This is a genomic window from Streptomyces sp. NPDC059989 (genome assembly GCF_042736975.1).
Classification (GTDB): domain Bacteria; phylum Actinomycetota; class Actinomycetes; order Streptomycetales; family Streptomycetaceae; genus Streptomyces.
This window is the reverse complement of the sequence record NZ_JBHWUO010000005.1, coordinates 1-16328: the sequence shown is the minus strand read 5'-3', so window position 1 is coordinate 16328 and position 16328 is coordinate 1. Positions and strand designations below refer to the sequence as shown.

Annotated in this window: 13 protein-coding genes; 3 read left to right on the top strand and 10 right to left on the bottom strand. The window is 73.7% G+C overall.

All coding sequences use genetic code 11. The annotated features are described in order from the left end of the window. Positions 1–57: 57 nt before the first annotated feature. On the bottom strand, positions 58–654 hold the full coding sequence (locus tag ACFWBN_RS06110; RefSeq protein ID WP_385171297.1) for a M48 family metallopeptidase: 597 nt from the start codon (positions 652–654) through the stop codon (positions 58–60). Positions 655–810: 156 nt separating this feature from the next. Between ACFWBN_RS06110 and ACFWBN_RS06105 the strand changes: the two genes are divergently transcribed. Beyond that, positions 811–1953, top strand: a complete 1143-nt coding sequence (locus ACFWBN_RS06105) for a ThiF family adenylyltransferase (RefSeq protein WP_385171846.1) — start codon at positions 811–813, stop codon at positions 1951–1953. A gap of 84 nt (positions 1954–2037) precedes the next feature. Continuing rightward, complete coding sequence (locus ACFWBN_RS06100; RefSeq protein ID WP_385171294.1) at positions 2038–3366, top strand: ABC1 kinase family protein; 1329 nt, start codon at positions 2038–2040, stop codon at positions 3364–3366. Between the two features lie 26 nt (positions 3367–3392). Here the strand turns inward: ACFWBN_RS06100 and ACFWBN_RS06095 are convergent, their stop codons facing one another. The 5 genes from ACFWBN_RS06095 to ACFWBN_RS06075 form a co-directional block, all read right to left on the bottom strand. Next, complete coding sequence (locus tag ACFWBN_RS06095) at positions 3393–3599, bottom strand: hypothetical protein (protein ID WP_385171291.1); 207 nt, start codon at positions 3597–3599, stop codon at positions 3393–3395. A gap of 110 nt (positions 3600–3709) precedes the next feature. Beyond that, the gene (locus tag ACFWBN_RS06090) at positions 3710–4039 is read right to left on the bottom strand and encodes a hypothetical protein (RefSeq protein ID WP_385171288.1); all 330 of its coding nucleotides are present in this window, start codon (positions 4037–4039) and stop codon (positions 3710–3712) included. Further along, positions 4036–4407, bottom strand: coding sequence for a WhiB family transcriptional regulator (locus tag ACFWBN_RS06085; protein ID WP_385171285.1), 372 nt, complete (start codon positions 4405–4407; stop codon positions 4036–4038). The genes ACFWBN_RS06090 and ACFWBN_RS06085 overlap by 4 nt, the downstream gene beginning before the upstream one ends. A gap of 197 nt (positions 4408–4604) precedes the next feature. Next, entirely contained in the window at positions 4605–4940 is a 336-nt protein-coding gene (locus tag ACFWBN_RS06080; RefSeq protein WP_385171282.1) for a hypothetical protein, read from the bottom strand. Between the two features lie 168 nt (positions 4941–5108). Next, positions 5109–7274 (bottom strand): ATP-dependent DNA helicase UvrD2, encoded by a 2166-nt coding sequence (locus ACFWBN_RS06075; RefSeq protein WP_385171280.1) that lies wholly within the window; start codon positions 7272–7274, stop codon positions 5109–5111. 255 nt (positions 7275–7529) lie between these two features. Between ACFWBN_RS06075 and ACFWBN_RS06070 the strand changes: the two genes are divergently transcribed. Continuing rightward, positions 7530–7790 (top strand): mycoredoxin, encoded by a 261-nt coding sequence (locus ACFWBN_RS06070; RefSeq protein ID WP_385171277.1) that lies wholly within the window; start codon positions 7530–7532, stop codon positions 7788–7790. Between the two features lie 64 nt (positions 7791–7854). Here ACFWBN_RS06070 and nudC read toward each other — a convergent pair whose 3' ends face one another. From nudC to ACFWBN_RS06050, 4 genes are all read right to left on the bottom strand, one after another. Beyond that, positions 7855–8802 carry an NAD(+) diphosphatase gene (nudC, locus tag ACFWBN_RS06065; protein WP_385171274.1) on the bottom strand — a complete coding sequence of 316 codons (948 nt, stop codon included), beginning with the start codon at positions 8800–8802 and terminating at the stop codon, positions 7855–7857. A gap of 61 nt (positions 8803–8863) precedes the next feature. After that, a complete protein-coding gene (locus tag ACFWBN_RS06060) occupies positions 8864–10285 on the bottom strand; it encodes a dipeptidase (protein WP_385171272.1) in 1422 nt (473 codons plus the stop codon). A 10-nt stretch (positions 10286–10295) separates the two neighbouring features. Continuing rightward, entirely contained in the window at positions 10296–14135 is a 3840-nt protein-coding gene (locus ACFWBN_RS06055) for a UvrD-helicase domain-containing protein (protein ID WP_385171269.1), read from the bottom strand. An 88-nt stretch (positions 14136–14223) separates the two neighbouring features. Beyond that, on the bottom strand, positions 14224–16328 hold a 2105-nt coding region (locus ACFWBN_RS06050; RefSeq protein WP_385171265.1), incomplete at its 5' end, for a PD-(D/E)XK nuclease family protein.

Here is a 16328-nt window from a genome sequence, read left to right as displayed (position 1 = left end):
CGACATCCGGCCAAGCCGGTACCGACCCGGTACACATCACGCTGCGTCACTTCGGGGCTATTCGTCGCGAGCGGCGGGCACTTTGGGCAGCCGCTCGGCCGCGACCACGCCCTCCAGGTACCCGCGGGCGCGCTCGGTCCGCGGGTACGCCTCCAGCAGCTCCCAGAAGCGGGGCCCGTGGCCGGGCACGAGGAGGTGCGCCAGCTCGTGCAGGAGCACGTAGTCGACGACGTACTCCGGCATTCCCTGGAGGCGGTGCGAGAGCCGGATGCTGCCCTCGGCCGGGGTGCAGGAGCCCCAGCGGGTGTTCTGGTTGGTGACCCAGCGGACCGAGCGGGGGCGGGCGCGGCCGCTGAAGTACTGCTCGGACAAACGCTCGGCGCGTTCGGTGAGTTCCGCGTCCCCGAGGGTGCGCTTGCTCTCCTGGGCGGCCAGCTTGTCGAGCATGACGCCCACCCAGCGCTGCTCCTCGGCCTCCGACATCCGGGCAGGGATGAGGACGACCGTACGGTCACCCTCGCGATAGGCGGATACGGTCCTGCGGCGGCGCGCGCTCCGGCGGACTTCTACGGCGCGCTGCGGTGGGTCGGCGGACACGCCACGACGGTACCCGGTAGCCGTGGCCGAAGTCCCGCCCGTCCAGGGTTCGAACATGATCGATTCACACCGGGTACACGGAAGACCCCTTTTCTCCATCTCATATGCCTAATACCTCTCGCCTGTGGACAAACTTCGGCACGGATTTCGGAGGGCGGGCACTGTTGCGGAAGAACGGAGAACGCGGAGGAAATCGGAAGCGGGGGGATGGCCATGTATCCGAAGGTGAAGCCGGCACTGGCACGGGCCTGGCGCGATATGCAGACGGTGCAGTTCGGGGTGACTCCCGCGCACGCGGTGGTGCTCGGTCCCGTCGACACGGCGACGGGTGCGCTCATCGACCGCATCGACGGGACGCGCGGGATGGACCTGTTGCGGGCCGAGGCCTCGGGCATGGGGCTGCCGGACGGCCAGGCCGACGAACTGGTCCGGCGGCTGGCCGGGGCCGGGCTGCTCGACGACGCCACCGCGGGCGGCCCGCGGGCCCAGGCCGTGCGCAAGCGGCCGGAGGCCCTGGAGCGGCTGGCGCCCGATCTGGGCTCGCTGTCGCTGGTCCACCGGGAACCGGGCGGGGACTTGCTGGGCATCGCCGCGCGCCGGGCGATACGGGTCCAGGTGCGCGGGAGCGGCCGCGTCGGCGCCCTGATCGCCGCGGTCCTGGCGGGAGCCGGCGTGGGCGGGGTCGAAGTCCTCGACGGGGGCCGGGCGGAGCCGGCGGATGTGGCCCCGGGCGGGCTGGGCCCCGGAAGCGTGGGCCGGCTGCGGGCGGAGGCCGCGGGAAAGCTGGTGCGCGAGTCCGCACCCGGACGCGCCCCGCGGGCCGGGGAGAGCGAGGGGCCGGCGCCCGGGCTCGCCCTGGTGGTGGTCGCGCCGCGCGACGGGCTGCAGGCCTGGGCCCCCGATCCGGAGACCGCCGCCGGCTGGGTCGCCACCGGCATCCCGCACCTGTACGCGGGTGTACTGGAGGGCACCGGGCTGGTGGGACCGCTGGTCCTGCCGGGGGCGACGGCCTGCGCGGGGTGCATGGAGCGCGACCGGGTGGACCTGGATCCGGCCTGGCCGCGGATGCTGGTGCAGTGGCGCTCGGCCCACCGCCGAAGAGCCAACGCCGCCTGCGACCTGGGCCTGTCCACCGCGGTGGCCGGCCTGGCCGCGGCCCACGCGCTGTCCTTCCTCGACGGCGAACTGCCCGCCTCCACCTCCTCCCGCTGGGAGGCCGCCCTCCCGGCCCTCCACTGGCAGCCGAACCCCCTTCGCCCCCACCCCGACTGCCCGTGCGGGGCGGGCGCCGACGGTCCAGCGGCGCTGGAGCGGTCGGGAGGAGGATCGGGAGCGGATCGGCCGGGAGGGCCATGACAGGATGCTCGGGGTCTGTCGGGTCGGAGGGGCCTTCCCGAAACCGCCGCTTGCGGCGCAGCTGTCTGGGAAATGGAGGGGCGCATGTCTGATCTTCCCCGGAAGGCGGTCACCCGCACCGTCAAGCTGGCCGCGCTGCCGCTCGGCATTGCGGGTCGGGCCACGTGGGGGCTGGGCAAGCGGATCGGGGGCAAGTCCGCGGAGATCGTGGCGCGCGAGCTTCAGAACCGCACCGCCGAGCAGTTGTTCCGGACGCTCGGGGAGCTGAAGGGCGGTGCCATGAAGTTCGGGCAGGCCCTGTCGGTCTTCGAGTCGGCGCTGCCCGAGGAGGTCGCGGGGCCCTATCGGGCGGCGTTGACCAAGCTTCAGGAGGCGGCGCCGCCGCTGCCCGCGGCCACCGTGCACCAGGTGCTGGCCGACCGGCTCGGTGCGGACTGGCGGGACCTCTTCGAGGAGTTCGAGGACAAGCCGGCCGCGGCTGCCTCCATCGGACAGGTACACCGGGCGGTGTGGCACGACGGCCGGCAGGTGGCGGTCAAGGTCCAATACCCAGGGGCTGGTGAGGCGCTGCTGTCGGACCTGAAGCAGCTGGGCCGGTTCGCGGGGCTGTTGGGGCCGCTGATACCCGGCATGGAGATCAAGCCGCTGATCAAGGAGTTGCGCAACCGGGTCGCGGAGGAGCTCGACTACGAGCTGGAGGCCGAGGCCCAGCGGACGCACGCGGACGCGTTCGAGGGCGACCCGGACGTGGTCGTGCCGGATGTCGTGCACCAGGGCGACCAGGTGCTGGTGACCGAGTGGATGGAGGGGACCCCGCTGTCGGAGGTGATAGCCGACGGCACGCAGGAGGAGCGCGACCGCGCCGGACAGCTGCTGGCCCGGTTCCTCTTCTCCGGCCCGGCGCGCACCGGGCTGCTGCACGCGGACCCGCACCCGGGCAACTTCCGGCTGATATCCGCGCCGGACGGCCGGATGCAGCTGGGGGTCCTGGACTTCGGCACGGTGGACCGGCTGCCCGGCGGCTGGCCCAAGCCCATCGGCCGGTCGCTGCGGATGACGCTGGACGGTGATGCCGAGGGGGTCTACGGGCACCTGTGCACTGAGGGGTTCGTGAAGGAGTCCATCGATCTGGACCCCGACGCGGTGCTGGACTACCTGAAGCCGATCATCGAGCCGGCCGAGGCCGAGGAGTTCACCTTCACCCGGCCGTGGCTGCGCGGCCAGGCGGCGCGGATCGCCGATCCGCGCTCCCCCGCACACCAGTTGGGCCGGCAGATCAACCTGCCGCCCTCGTACCTGCTGATCCACCGGGTGACGCTGAGCACCATCGGCGTGCTGTGCCAGCTGGGCGCGACCGTGCGGCTGCGGGACGAACTGGACTCCTGGCTGCCCGGGTTCTCGTCAGCGGAGTGACGGCGCGGAGTGACGGCGGGTCCGGGTCACCACCAGGAGGAGTCGAGCCTGCCCTCGATCGCCCGGAGGTTGGCCCGGGCGCAGTCGACGCAGAAGTACTGTCTCGTCCCGTTCTCCACCGAGCAGGTCCAGGTGGGCGGGGCGCCGTGGGGGGACTGTGTGCCGCAGCGCGCGCAGACGACGGGCTGGGCCTCGGGTCCCGGAGTGGCGGGGTGGGGAGTCGGCTGGTCCACCTCCAGACGATATCCCCGTAGGTGGCGGAGAGGCCTGCGCAACGCACCGGGGGGACCGGTCCGTTCGGACCGGTCCCCCCGGGGAGCCGATTTCAGCTGGTCGTCAGCGATCAGTGCATGACGGCCATGGCCAGCGCACGCCGGGCGCGCAGCGAGACGCGCTCGGCTCGCCGCTGCATGCGGCGGGCGGCCAGCAGGCGCAGGGCGTGACGCTCGGCGTCGGCCTCACGCATGCGGTCGTCCATATGGGCACGAGCCATGGCTTCTGGGATGAGTTGCATTTCGCGGGTCCTGTTCTGACGCGAGGTGATCGCGCCGGCGGTGATGAAGTCTGCGTGGGCGGAGCCGTGCGGCTGCTCGCTCGTGGTGTCGGGGGTCATGAGGGCCTGCTTCAAGGGGTCGTGCGTAAGGGGGCGGTCGATGGTTCCGTGGGCGGTCATGCCGCGACAACCGGGTTCTTGCGCGGACGGCCACGCGGGCGCTTCCGGGCTACGACGACACCCTGGACGAAGAGCTCGCCGCCCCAGACGCCCCAGGGCTCGCGGCGCTCGATCGCCCCGGCGAGGCAGGCCTCGACCAGCGGGCAGGTCCGGCAGAGGGACTTGGCGTACTCGACGTCGGCCGGGGACTCGGCGAAGAAGACCTCGGGGTCGAAGGTGCGGCACGGAACGGGGACGCCGAGGTTCTCGATGGCGTCGTCGAGCGCGGTCAGCGCGGTGAGCGGGGTCAAGGCGTGGTCCTCCGGGACTGCGGGCGGGGAGATCGTTTGGGTCTGCGGTACGGACGGGGCGTGCGCTTCGAGTTGCACGGTGTTTTCTTCCTCGTCTTGTTCGGCTAGTCGTTCCGGCCGGTTGGCCGGGTGGCGGCTGGGCTGCGTCGCTTCACCGACTGGTCTTGCCAGTCCCGAGGCCCCTTCGCTCCGTCGTCCCCGTTCGGGGCAAACAGAAGGGCCGCGGATCCCGGGTGGGGTTCCGCGGCCCTGAAGGCGCCGGCCTGATCATGCGATCAGACTGGATCACTCCAGGGTTCGAGCCCACGGAAGGCCCACATCAGGTGGTGCTGCTGCTTCGTCGTCTTCGTCTTCGTCGTCTGGGATCCGGCACCGGCGGCGGCCGCGAACCCATAGGCGCCATGCGCCTGAGCTTCTGCTGCCAGTACTGCCACCGGTGCCTGGATCGGTCGCTCATTGCGCTCGCTGACCGGAAGGGTCGCCAGCAGGGCGGCGGGGCTGTCAGCGGAAATCGCGGACAGACCGGTACCCCGGAGGGAGACGGAACCGAGCAGGCAGGAAGCGGCAACCGAGCGATCGGTCATTTTGGTGAAGGTCATGAAGCTGGTCACTGGTCTCGCCTCCTCTCGGCGTCTCGGGGACAGTGGCCCGGGGGCCCGTCCCATGCGTATTCGGATAAGTACAGCACGGATCCGGGGCTTCGGAGAAGCCACCGTTTCCGTTGCTAAGAACCTATGGGTCTTCGCTGGGCATGTGCAAACTATTTTTCCGACGAGTTTCTACGCGTCGTCAGAATCCTCGGCCCCGGGCTCCTGACCTGCACAGATGGCCAGGACGTCGGCGCCGTACCGCTCGAGCTTGCGGCCGCCCACTCCGGAGATCATCGAGAGCTCTCCCTCCTCGGACGGCGCGGCCTCCGCGATCGCCATCAGCGTCTTGTCCGTGAAGACGCAGTAGGGGGGCAGGCCTTGCTCCTTCGACTGGGCCGACCGCCACACCCTCAGCCGCTCGTAGAGTCCTTCGTCCATGTCGGAAGGACAGTCTTCGCAGCGCATCAGCTTCATCTCGCCGGCCTCGGTCAGGGTCCTGCCGCAGACCCGGCACAGCGCGGGGCCGCGGCGGCCGCGCTTGCGGGCCCCCCGCTCGGCCGCGCCGCCCGGCCCCGTTCCCGGGGCCGCGGAGCCCGGCCGCAGGCCGTTCAGGAAGCGGCTGGGGCGTCGGGAGGCCCGGCCGCCCGGAGCCCGGGAGAGCGCCCAGGAGAGCGTCAGGTGCAAGCGGGCCCGGGTGACGCCGACATAGAGCAGCCGGCGCTCCTCCTCGACCTGCTCGTCGGTCTTGGCGTAGGTGATCGGCACCATGCCGTCGGTGAGGCCGACGAGGAACACGGCGTCCCACTCCAGGCCCTTCGCCGCGTGCAGCGAGGCCAGGGTGACGCCCTGGACCGTCGGGGCGTGCTGGGCGGCCTTGCGCTCGTCGAGCTCGATCGTGAGGTCCGCCAGGGTGGCGGCGGGCCGGGTGCGGGCGAAGTCCTCGGCGAGCCGGACCAGCGCGGCGAGCGATTCCCACTGGTCGCGCACGGCTCCGGAGCCGGCCGGCGGCTCGTTGGACCAGCCGGTGGAGCTGAGCACGGCCCGGACCTGGGAGCCGAGCTCCACGACGTCGTCGAGCAGCGGGTCGTTCCCGCCGGAACGGGCGGCTCCGCGCAGCGCGAGAATGGCCTTCTGGACCTCCTGGCGCTCGAAGAACCGCTCGGCTCCGCGCAGCTGGTACGGGACCCCGGCGTCGGCGAGGGCCTGCTCGTAGACCTCGGACTGGGCGTTGATGCGGAAGAGCACGGCGATCTCGCCGGCCGGGACGCCCGCCGCGATCAGGTCGCGGATCCGCGCGGCGACGCCCTCGGCCTCGGCGGGCTCGTCCGGGTACTCGGCGTAGACGGGGTCGGGGCCGGGCTCGCGCTGGGAGACCAGTTCGAGGCGGTGCTCGGCGGCGCGGCCCTTCGCCTGGTTCAGCAGGCCGTTGGCGAGGTGGACCACCTGCGGGGTGGAGCGGTAGTCGCGGACCAGCTTGACGACGGTGGCCTGCGGGTAGCGGTTGCGGAAGTTCAGCAGGTGGTCGGGGGTGGCGCCGGTGAAGGAGTAGATCGTCTGGCTCGCGTCGCCGACGACGCACAGGCTGTCGCGCTCGCCGAGCCAGAGGTCGAGCAGCCGCTGCTGGAGCGGGCTGACGTCCTGGTACTCGTCGACGACGAAGTGCTGGTACTGGGTGCGGATCTGCTCGGCGATGTCGTGACGATCCTGGAGGATGCCCACGGTCAGGAGCAGCACGTCCTCGAAGTCGATCATGCCGCGGTCGCGCTTGAGCTGCTCGTACGTCCCGTAGATCTGGGCGATCTCGGCCATGTCCCGGGGGGCCTCGCGGCCCGCCTTGAGGGCGGCCGCCGGATAGTCGGCCGGCACGGTCTGGGTGACCTTGGCCCACTCGATCTCGCCGGTGACGTCGCGCAGCTCGTTTCGGTCGAGGCGGATGCGGCAGCGCGCGCCGGCCTCGGCGACGAACTGGATCTTGCGCTCCAGCAGCCGGGGGACGTCGCCGCCGACCGCCTTGGGCCAGAAGTACTGGAGCTGGCGCAGGGCGGCGGAGTGGAAGGTCCGGGCCTGGACCCCGCCCGCGCCGAGGGTGCGCAGGCGGCCGCGCATCTCGCCGGCGGCGCGGTTGGTGAAGGTGACGGCCAGCACACTGGCCGGCATGAGCTGGCCGGACCGGACTCCGTAGGCGATGCGGTGGGTGATCGCGCGGGTCTTGCCGGTGCCGGCGCCCGCCAGCACGCACACCGGTCCGCGCAGGGTCGTGGCGACCTCGCGCTGCTCCGGGTCCAGGCCCAGGAGCACCGCGTCCGCCGAGTCGGCGGCGGCGGAGAAGGATGAGGAGTGCGTTGCTGCTGTCACCCCGCCATGCTGCCAGGTCTCGTGGGTCGGGCGGGAAACTTGTCCACAGGGCGCCCTTGTCCGTCGTACTTGTCACACCGGTCGCCGCCGGATCGTCACGCCGGGTCGCCGCCCCGTGGCGCACCGGACGGACCGGACGGGCCGACGGACCGGCCGCACCTCTCGTACGGGAATGGCGGCGCGGTGCCGTACGTTCGAGTACTCGGACCACCGAGGCCCCCGAGACCGCCGAGACCCCACAGAGGAGACCGCAGCATGCAGGACAAGGGTTCCGTGACGATGTACAGCACGACCTGGTGCGGCTACTGCCGCCGGCTGAAGTCCCAGCTGGACCGGGAAGGCATCGCGTACAACGAGATCAACATCGAGCTGGACCCCGAGTCCGCGGCGTTCGTCGAGAAGGCGAACGGCGGCAACCAGACGGTTCCCACCGTCCTCGTGGTGTCCCAGGCCGGCAGCGAGTCGGTCATGACGAACCCGAGCCTGGCCCAGGTCAAGCAGGCGCTCGCCGTCTGACCGGCCTCCTCGCACACAGAGTGGCCCCCGCCGCGGCGGGGGCCTTCTGCATGCCCGGGGCGCGTCAGGCGGCCGGAGCGGGCTTCGGGAGGGGCTTTCCGTACCAGAGCTCGACCAGGCGGGCCGCGATGGAGATGCCCGACGGGGGGACGACCTCGCCGGACTCGAACGCCTCGCGCAGCTCCTCGCGGGAGAACCAGCGGGCCTCCTGGATCTCCTCGCCGTCGACGTTGATCTCCGAGGTGGTGGCGCGGGCCGTGAAGCCCAGCATCAGGCTGTACGGGAAGGGCCACGGCTGGCTGGCCACGTACTCGACCTCGCCGACCTTGACGCCCGCCTCCTCCCACACCTCGCGGACGACGGACTGCTCGATCGACTCGCCCGGCTCGACGAAGCCCGCGAGGGTGGAGAACCGGCCCTCGGGCCAGTGCACCTGGCGGCCCAGCAGCGCGCGGTCCTGGTCGTCCGTGACCAGCATGATCACGGCCGGGTCGGTGCGCGGGTAGTGCTCCGCGCCGCAGCCCGGGCAGCGGCGGATGTGCCCGGCCGCCGCGACCACCGTGCGCTCGCCGCAGCGGGAGCAGAAGCGGTGCATCCGCTGCCAGTTCTCCAGGGCCACCGCGTGCACCATCAGCCCGGCGTCGCGCGGGTTCAGCAGCAGTCCGGCCTCGCGCAGGCCGGCCGGGCGGGCCGACTGGTCCATGCGGCCGGGCAGCGAGTCCTTCTGCAGCGCGAAGTACCGTACGCCGTCCTCGTCGGTGCCCAGGAAGTAGCGGTGCGTCTCGGTGACCGGGGCCTCGAAGGCCGGGGTCATGACGATGCCGGTGCCCCCGTCGGGGGTGTCGTCGATCAGGACCTGGCCGCCGGAGACGACGAAGACGCGGGTCGTCGGGTGGCTCCAGGCGGCGGCGAGCCAGGCCTCGTCGAGGCGGTGGTGCGCGGCACGGTCGATCCCGCTGGGCGCGGCGAGCGAGAGAGGGCGCTCGGTATGGGTGCTCACAGGTACTTCCAACTCCCCCGATGGTGGGACAAGGCAGGCTCGGTGACTCGTGTGGTGGGTGCGGGTCGGCCGGTCAGGCGGCCTTCCAGTGGGCGGCGAGGTCGCCCCACAGGTAGGCGGTCGTCTCGACGCCCTTGAGGAGCAGGTCCAGCTCGACCTTCTCGTTCGGCGAGTGCCAGCCGTCGGACGGGACGGAGATGCCGAGGAAGAGGACGGGCGCGTCCAGGACGTCCTGGAGGTCGGCCGCGGGGCCGGATCCGCCCTCGCGGGTGAAGCGGACCTCCTGGCCGAAGGCGCGGCCCATGGACCGTACGACCGACTGCAGCGCCGGGTGGTCCAGCGGGGTCAGGCACGGGCGGGTGGGCGCGCCGAAGACGATGGAGTGCCGGATTCCGTCCGGGATCCGGGCCGCGACCCAGTCGCGGACGGCCGCCTCGACCTCGTACGGGTCCTGCCCGGACACCAGGCGGAACGAGAGCTTCAGGTGGGCGGAGGCGGGCACGATGGTCTTGCCGCCGGGGCCCTGGTAGCCGCCGCCGATGCCGTTGACCTCGGCGGTCGGGCGGGCCCAGACCCGCTCCAGGGTGGAGTAGCCCTTCTCGCCCGAGGCCGCGTGGGACTTGGCCGTACGGAGCCACTCGGACTCGTCGAAGGGGAGCTCCGCGATCAGCCGGCGCTCGGCGTCGGTCAGCTCCGTGATGTTGTCGTAGAAGCCGGGGATGGTGACCCGTTCGTCGGCGTCGTGCAGGGCCGCGACCAGGCGGGCGGCGACGGTGGCCGGATTGGGCACGGCCCCGCCGAAGGCGCCGGAGTGGATGTCCTGGTCCGGGCCGTGGAAGTCGATCTCGCAGTCGGCGACGCCGCGCATGCCGGTGCAGACGGTGGGGGTGGTCTCGGACCACATGCCGGTGTCGGAGACGATCACGACATCGGCGGCGAGCCGCTCCGCCTCGCGCTCGACGAGGGCGCGGAAGTGGATGGAGCCGGACTCCTCCTCGCCCTCGATGAGGAGCTTGAGGTGCACGGCGGGCGCGGCGGCGCCGGTGGCCGCCAGGTGGGCGCGCACCCCGAGGGTGTGGAAGAAGACCTGGCCCTTGTCGTCTGCGGCGCCGCGGCCGTACATGCGGCCGCCCTGGACCACCGGCTCGAACGGGTCGGTGTGCCAGCCGTCGGCGAGGGCGGCGGGCTGCACGTCGTGGTGCCCGTAGACGAGGACGGTCGGCGCCGCCGGGTCCTCGCTCGGCCACTCGGCGAAGACGGCGGGCGCGCCGGGGCCCGTCTTTGAATCAGAAGGGGTCCAGACCTCGGCGACCGGGAAGCCGGTCTCCTTGAGCTTCGCGGCGAGCCATTCCGCGCTGCGGCGTACGTCGCCCGCGTGCTCGGGCTGGGCCGAGACGGAGGGGATGCGGAGCCACTCGGCGAGGTCGTCGAGGAAGGCGGCGCGGTGGGTGTCGATGTACGTGCGGACGACGCTGTCCGGCGGGGTGTCGCTCATGCCCACGAGCCTAGCTGTCCACCTGATGGGCACCGTCCGGGCCCGGTTCGCCTTGGAGGATCCGCTCAAGGCGGGCCCGGTCGGGGAGGTCGCGGGGGCGGATCACGCGGCCGCTGCGGACGTGGAGGAAGGCGGCGGTGACCCGGTCGAGGGGGGTTCCGGTGGCTTCGGCCCAGGCAAGGCGGTAGACGGCGAGCTGGAGGGGGTCGGCCTCGGTGGTGCGGCCGGTCTTCCAGTCGACGATCTCGTAGCCGGTGTCCGTGCGGTACACGGCGTCGATCCGGCCGCGGATGACGCGGCCGGCGAGGGTGAGCTGGACCGGGGCCTCCATGCGGTGGGGCGGGCGGTCGGCGTATTCGCTGCGCTCGAAGGCGGCCTTGAGGGAGTCGAGGTCGGCCTCGTCGGCGATCTCCTGGTCGGAGCCGGGGAGCTCGGTGGCGGGGTCGAGGACGTCGAGGAGGGGGAGCGGGAGCTCGTCGAAGCGGGACTCGACCCAGGCGTGGAAGCGGGTGCCCTGGCGGGCGGCGGGCTGGGGGGGCTTGGGCATGGGGCGGGCGAGCTCGCGGACGAAGCCGTGCTCGTCGGCGGCGAGGCGGAGCAGCTGGCTGGCGGAGAGCGCGGCGGGCAGCTCGACGTCGCGCACGGCGGCGCGGGCACGGCGGAGCTCGCCCTCCAGGGCTTCGAGGTCCCGGTCCCAGGAGTCGATGGCCCGCGCCTCTTCGGGGGTCAGGGCCGCGGGTCCGGCGGCGGTACGGGGAGCGGGTCCGGCGGCGGTCCCGGCGCCGGGTCCGGCTGCCGTCCCGGCTGCGCCGTCGCCGAGTCGGGGGCCGGACGGGGCCCGGAGGTCGGCCTCCGGCCAGAGGTCGTCGTCAAGCGGGGCGGGTCCGGCGGCGGTCCCGGCCGCGCCGTCGCCAAGTCGGGGGCCGGACGGGGCCCGGAGGTCGGCCTCCGGCCAGAGGTCGTCGTCAAGCGGGCCGGGTTCGGCGGCGGTCCCGGCTGCTGCGGTCCCGGCCGCGCCGTCGCCAGGTCGGGGGCCGGACGGGGCCCAGAGGTCGGCCTCCGGCCAGAGGTCGTCGTCAAGCGGGGCGGCAGCCGCGGGCACGACTGCGCCGCCCGGGCTCGGGGGCTCCGTCGACCAGGGGTCCTCGGGGTCAGGACCCCCGTCAGGGGCGGGGCCTTCCGGCCCGGGCGCGGGCGCGCCGCCCCGGGGCTCCAGGGCCCAGGGCTCGCCCGCCCAGGGGTCCTCCGGGTCCGGGACGGCTCCCGAGGGCCATGCGGGCTCGTCCTCGTAGGACGGGTCGTCGCAGTGCGGGGGCCAGAGGTAGGGGTCGTCCTCCGGCGGGGGCGGGGTCGCCAGGTAGGACTCCACCAGGGCCGCCGCCTCGCGGCGCAGGGTGAGGGAGGTCGGGTCCAGGGGGAGGGGCCAGGAGCGGTCCGGGGTGGAGGCGTCGGCGAGGGCCGGGTTCTCCGCGTCCGGGGCCGGCTCGTCCGCCCAGGCTTCGATCTCGCCGAACCCGGCCGCGCAGTGCTCGTACAGGGCGGTCAGGAAGGCGGACGGGCCGCGGCGCTTCTTCTGGGTCGGGCCCCACCAGTGGCCCGAGGCCAGGAGGAGGGAGCGGGGGCGGGTGAACGTGACGTAGCCGAGGCGGAGTTCCTCCGTGGCCTTGTGGTCCTTCAGGGATGCCTTGAAGGCCTTCAGGCCGGCCGAGTTCCACGCCGGGACCTCGGGCAGGGTGGCCGCGTCGCCGCGCAGCGCGTACGGGAGCACCTTCGCGTACGAGGTCCAGGACTCCGGCGCCTTCTCCTTCGGGAAGGATCCCGCGCAGAGATCGGGGACGACGACCACGTCCCACTCCAGGCCCTTCGACTTGTGGGCCGTCAGGACCTTGACCGTGTTCTCGCCGCCGGGCAGGGCGTGGTCCAGGCCCTTCTCGTACTGGGCGGCCGTGCGCAGGAAGGCGAGGAAGGCGAGCAGGGTCGCCTCGCCGTCCAGGGCGGCGAAGCCCGCGGCGACGTCCATGAAGTTCGACAGCGTCTCGCGGCGGCGGGCCGCCAGGGCGTGCGGGGAGGCCGAGAGCTCCACCTCCAGGCCCGTCGCGGTCAGCACCCGGTGCAGGACGTCCATCAGGGGGTCGGCGAGGGAGCGGCGCAGGTCGCGCAGTTCCTGCGCGAGGTGCGCGAAGCGGACCCGGGCCTCCGCCGAGAAGGGGAGGTCGTCCGGGGCGGCTCCCGCGCCGTCGAGGAAGGTCTCCAACGCGTCGGCCAGCGACACGATCTCCGCCGGGTCGACCCCCTCCACCGCCGCCGCCAGCCGTTCGTCCGGATCCGCTTCGGCCGGCGACCGGCCCACCAGCAGCCGGGCGCGGCGGCCCAGCAGCGCCAGGTCCCGGGCGCCGATGCGCCAGCGCGGGCCGATGAGGAGCCGGACGAGGGAGGCGTTGGCGCCGGGGTCCTGGAGGACCTCGCAGACGGCGACGAGGTCCGCGACCTCGGGCAGGTGGAGCAGTCCCGAGAGGCCGACCACTTCCACCGGGACGTCCCGCTCGACCAGGACGGCCTGGATCCGCGCGAAGTCCCCGGCGGACCGGCACAGTACGGCGATCTCGCGCGGCTCCGTACCGGTCCGGACCAGGTGCGCGACGGAGTCCGCGAGCCAGTCCAGCTCCTCGGCGTGCGTCTCCAGCAGGGCGGCCCGGACGAAGCCGGCGCCCGCCGCGTCGGGCGCCGGGCGCAGCGCCTCGACCCCCTCGTGCATGGCACGCAGGGGGGCGGCGAGCCCGTTGGCGAGGTCGAGCAGGCGGCCGCCGCTGCGCCGGTTCTCGCTGAGCGAGAACCGGGTGGCGGGGGTCCCGTCGGGCTGCGGGAAGTGTTCGGGGAAGTCGTCGAGGTTGGCCACGGAGGCGCCGCGCCAGCCGTAGATGGCCTGGCAGGGGTCGCCGACGGCGGTCACGGCGTGGCCGCTGCCCGCGCCGAAGAGGCCGGCGAGCAGGAGGCGCTGGGCGACCGAGGTGTCCTGGTACTCGTCCAGGAGCACGACCCTGAATTCCTCGCGCAGCAGTGCGCCGACCTCCGGGCGGGTGGTGGCGAGCCGCGCGGAGAGGGCTATCTGGTCGCTGAAGTCGAAGAGGTCGCGGGAGCGTTTGGCGGCGCGGTAGCGGCCGACGAGCTCCAGCAGTTCGAGGCGGCCGCGCACGGCCTCCGGCACCTTGCGGAGGTCTTCGTTGGTGAGCTTGACGTCGGCGAGGGTGTTGAGCAGCTCGGTGTCGTAGGCCCGCAGCCCGTCCGGTTCGACCAGGTGCTCGGAGAGCTCGGCGTCGAGCGCGAGCAGGTCGCCGACCAGGTCGGGGACGGACTTGGTGAGCGAGGGGTACGGGCCGGGGGCCTCGCGCAGCACCTTGGCCGCGAGCTGGAAGCGGGTGGCGTCGGCGAGGAGGCGGGAGCTGGGCTCCAGGCCGATGCGCAGGCCGTGGTCCTTGAGGAGCTGGCCGGCGAAGGCGTGGTAGGTGGAGATCCGCGGTTCGCCGCCGGCCGCCTCGGCGTCGGCCGGCGAAGGGTCCGGGTCGGTGATGCCGGCCCGCGCGAGGGCCTTCCGTACGCGCTCGGACAGCTCGCCGGCGGCCTTGTTGGTGAAGGTCAGGCCGAGGACCTGCTCGGGCGCGACCGCGCCCGTGCCGACCAGCCAGACCACGCGGGCGGCCATGACGGTGGTCTTGCCGGATCCGGCGCCGGCGACGATGACCTGCGGGGCGGGCGGGGCGGTGGCGCAGGCCAGCTGTTCGGGCGTGAAGGGGATGCCGAGGAGCTCTTTGAGCTGCTCGGGGTCGGTGAGGACGGACGGACGCGCGGACACGTAAAGAGGCTAGCCGCACCCACCGACACTCCCCGCCGCCCGCCTCCGGCTGCCCGTCTCCCGCCGTCTCCCGCCGTCTCCCGCCGTCTCACTCCACGGTCTGGCGGCCTTCGGGGCGGGCGCTGCACGAGCTGCGGAAGGAGCAGTGGTCGCACTGGCGGCCGGTGACGGGCGCGAAGCGCTCGTCGAGGACCCGGCCGGCGGCAGTGGCGAGCAGGTCGCCGACCCACTCCCCGCCGATCGGCTCCTGGGCCTGGATCTTGGGGTCGGCGGCGCCCTGGCGGAGCTGCACGAGCTCGGCGCCGCCGGGCGCGGGCCGCAGCCCGTCGAAGACCTCGTCGACGGCGCCTTCGCGGACCGCGAGCTGGTAGACGGCGAGCTGGGGGTGGCGCGCGACCTCGGCCTTCGTGGGCGCGGCCTTGCCGGTCTTGAAGTCGACGACGTACGCACGCCCCTGGGGGTCCGATTCGACCCGGTCCATGGAACCCCGGATCCGGACGGCGTAGTCGCCGGCTTCGAGCGTGACGTCGAACTCGTGCTCCGTGGCCACGGCCGCCCGGCCCCCGCGGTCGGTGGTGTGCCAGCGCAGGAAGCGTTCGAGTGCGGCGCGGGCGTTGTCCTTCTCCTGGTGGGACTTCCAGGGGGCGTCGAAGGCGAGGGCGTCCCAGACGGAGTCGAGGCGTTCCATGAGGACGGCCAGGTCGGCGGGGGTGCGGCCGGAGGCGACCTCGTCGGCGAGGACGTGGACGACGTTGCCGAAGCCCTGGGCGGCGGTGGAGGGGGCGTCGGCCTTGACCTCGCGGCCGAGGAACCACTGGAGGGAGCAGGTGTTGGCGAGCTGGTCCAGGGCGCTGCCGGAGAGGGCGACGGGCCGGTCCCGGTCGCGCAGCGGGACGCTGCTGCGGGTGGGCTCGTACAGGCCCCACCAGCGCTGCGGGTGCGCGGCGGGGACCAGGGGGCGGTCCTCGTCGTCGGTGAGCGCGGCGAGGCGGGCGAGGCGGCGGGCGGCCGCGTCGCGCAGGGCGGGCGAGGCGTCGGGGTCGACGGTGGTGGCGCGCAGCTCGGCGACGAGCGCCGGGACGGCGAGGGGGCGGCGGGGGCGGCCGGTGACGTCGCGGGGGGTGACGCCGAGTTCGGTGAGGAGGCGGGAGGGCTGGTCGCCGTCCTCGGCGGGGGCCTTGACGGCGGTGACGACGAGGCGGTCGCGGGCGCGGGTGGCGGCGACGTAGAAGAGCCTTCTCTCCTCCGCGAGGAGCGCGCCGGGGGTGAGGGGCTCGGCGAGGCCGTCGCGGCCGATGCGGTCGGCCTCCAGGAGGGAGCCGCGACGGCGGAGGTCGGGCCACAGGCCCTCCTGGACGCCGGCGACGACGACGAGGGACCACTCCAGGCCCTTGGAGCGGTGGGCGGTCATCAGCCGGACCGCGTCGGGGCGGACGGCGCGGGTGGTGAGGGTGTCGGCGGCGATGTCCTCGGCTTCGAGCTGTTCGAGGAAGTTGAGGGCGCCGCGGCCGCCGGTGCGTTCTTCGGCGCGGGCGGCGGTGTCGAAGAGGGCGCAGACGGCGTCGAGGTCGCGGTCGGCGTTGCGGCCGGCCGCGCCGCCGCGGCGGGCGCTGCGCTCCAGGCGCTGGGGCCAGGGGGTGCCGTCCCAGAGGGTCCACAGGGCCTCTTCGGCGGTGCCGCCGCCCTGGAGCAGCTCGCGGGCCTTGCGCAGGAGCAGGCCGAGGCGCTGCGCTCCGCGGGCGTAGGCGGGGTCGTGGGCGGTGAGCCGTTCCGGCTCCGCGAGGGCACGGGCGAGCAGGACGTCGGAGGGCGCGGGCACCTTGATGCCTGCGGCGCGCTCCTCGTCGCGCAGGGCCCGGCCGAGCCGGCGGAGGTCGGCGGCGTCCATGCCGCCGAGGGGGGAGGCGAGGAGTTCGAGGGCGGCCTCGACCGTGACGCCTCCGGCGGGGTCGGCGGGGGTCTCGGGGTCGGACCCCGGACCCGTACCGGCATCGCCTGTGGCGGGCTCGGCGGTATCGGCCTCGACGGCCTGCGGGCCGGGGTCGGGGGCTGTTCCCTGCCCACCCGCCCCAACAGCGCGAGCAAGCTCGCCCACTGCGGCGCCTTCGGCGGCCGGGCCTGCGGCCGCTGCGGCGCCGGCCGCGGCCGGCAGCTCGCCGGCGGCCGGGCCGGGCACGGCGGCCGGGGCCGGGC